Genomic DNA, 1,890 nt, shown 5'->3' on the forward strand with positions numbered 1-1,890 from the left:
GGTATTCAGAATGACCGAACCGCCTTCACGCATGATCGGCTCCACCGCCTGAAGCGAGAAGAAGACCGACTTGACGTTCGTATCCATGAGGGTATCGAACGCTTCTTCGGTTGTGCTTGAAAGCGGTGTTGTGTATGCCACGCCGGCATTGGCGAAGAACACATCCAGGCCGCCGAACACATCCTTGATCCGCGCCGCCATGTTGCGCAGGCTTTCCGTCGAAAGAGCGTCCACCTGGAGCGTCAGCAGGTCATCACCGATGGCCGCGCGTGCCTTGTCCAGCTTGGGCTGGTCCCGACCGGTGATCGCCACGCGGGCACCCGCCTCGTACATGAGCTTGGTGGAGGCCAAACCGATTCCCGAAGCGCCTCCGGTAATCAGTACCGTCTTGTTCTTGAGCATGAGATCTATTCCTTCCTTGTTCTTCAGCGTGAATTTGTTCCGGCGTTGCGGTCATGCCTGCCTCAGACGGTCCACGGCATCGAGAACGTGTGTGCTGTAGACCAGCGCAGCGCCCGCATTGAGGTTGACAGCGACACCGAGCGCTTCGGCGATTTCACCATCAGTAGCGCCAAGCTTTACGGCCTCGGCAGAGTGAACGGCGATGCAGCCGTCGCAGCGGGTGGTGATAGCAACAGCCAGCGCGATAAGTTCGCGGATCTTCGCATCGAGGTGACCGGTTTTTGCGCCCGCGCCAGCCAAGAGAGCGGCGCCCTTGAGCGTATCCGGCGTCCTCGTCGACAATTCCTTGAGGCGGAAGTTCATGTCCTGGATCTTTTTCTTCCAGTCGAGCATTGGACGACTCCAACTTGCGGTGTTCGGCCTTCAGGCAGCCGGTTGAGAGACAAGTAAGTCGGTGGCGATCCCGCTCGGGTTACGCCAAGGGGGTAAGGGGCTGGGGGCGGATGAACGGCAGCCGCACCCCGAAGAAGCAATGCGCTGTGCTGCGCATCACCTCTAGTTGCCGTGATGCTCGTGGGTCGTTTTCGCCGACTCCGGCACGGTGAACGTATGAGTCACCTCCTGTCCGGGGATGACGTTGTGATTAGCGTCCACCAACGCGATCTTCACCTTGTGCTCGCCGGGCGGCAGCCCGGCTATGTCGACTGTGTTGTTGTCACTCGCATCCGCCCACCACCAGGGCAAGTCGTCGACAATGATGTGTAGATGCCCGATACGTGGTGACGCCTGGAGGGCGCCCGCCCCGAACACGGGTACGATGCGCAAGTTCTCCACTCGGTACTGGGCCCAGTAGACGCCTATGGCCAGCCCCTCGGGAAGCGGCGGATCCACAATCAGCCTGGGCACAGGCTCGTTCTCGATGGCGACGTACGGCGAAGCGCCGCGGATATCCCTCGCGCTCTGGGCGAAGGCGCTCGTCGCGAGCACGGTGCCAGCCGCGACGGCGGCAAGCGTATTGATGAGCATGGTCATGTGCATTCTCCTTCTTTGATGAGTGCAGGATTTCGTCAGGCTAGCGGGCTGCCGCGCGCCGCCGCCCTAGCCGGACGGCTCTTGGTATGGGTCTTCGAATTGGTTCCGCCTCGCGCGCCACGGCAAGCGGCGTAGTTCCTCAGCGAGAGCTGGGGCTGCGGACTCTCCATAGCGGCGCGCCCAAAGGTTCAGCCGGTTCTCGTTTTCCAGAAAGAACTTCCAGTCGCTGATGACCGCGGGTCTGATCAGCAGGAACGGCACAGGCGCTGTGAACGGTCGAAAGCTGGGGTTGTATAGCGCGGACCCTTCATTGGTTTCGTAAAACCCTCCCAGCACCAGTCCGGCTTCTGCGTAGGATGGGACTCCAAGATGCTGTAGGATTTCGTCGAAGAGATCCTTTGCTCGATCGGCCGACAAATCGGTGAAAACAACGACGATTGATTTGTAGATCGCATC

The 1,890-nt window shown here is 60.4% G+C and carries 4 protein-coding genes; all 4 read right to left on the minus strand.

The window, feature by feature from the left end; translation table 11 throughout:
* Positions 1 to 402, minus strand: a 402-nt coding sequence (locus NMG80_RS32950; protein WP_254022008.1) for an SDR family NAD(P)-dependent oxidoreductase, incomplete at its 3' end; no start/stop codon positions are given.
* A gap of 51 nt (positions 403 to 453) precedes the next feature.
* Entirely contained in the window at positions 454 to 795 is a 342-nt protein-coding gene (locus NMG80_RS32955; protein ID WP_254022009.1) for a carboxymuconolactone decarboxylase family protein, read from the minus strand.
* Positions 796 to 957: 162 nt separating this feature from the next.
* Positions 958 to 1,434 (minus strand): DUF6130 family protein, encoded by a 477-nt coding sequence (locus tag NMG80_RS32960; RefSeq protein WP_254022010.1) that lies wholly within the window; start codon positions 1,432 to 1,434, stop codon positions 958 to 960.
* A gap of 66 nt (positions 1,435 to 1,500) precedes the next feature.
* On the minus strand, positions 1,501 to 1,890 hold a 390-nt coding region (locus NMG80_RS37575), incomplete at its 5' end, for a DUF6875 domain-containing protein (protein WP_367186051.1).

Source organism: Mesorhizobium escarrei, assembly GCF_935825525.1.
Lineage (GTDB): Bacteria > Pseudomonadota > Alphaproteobacteria > Rhizobiales > Rhizobiaceae > Mesorhizobium > Mesorhizobium escarrei.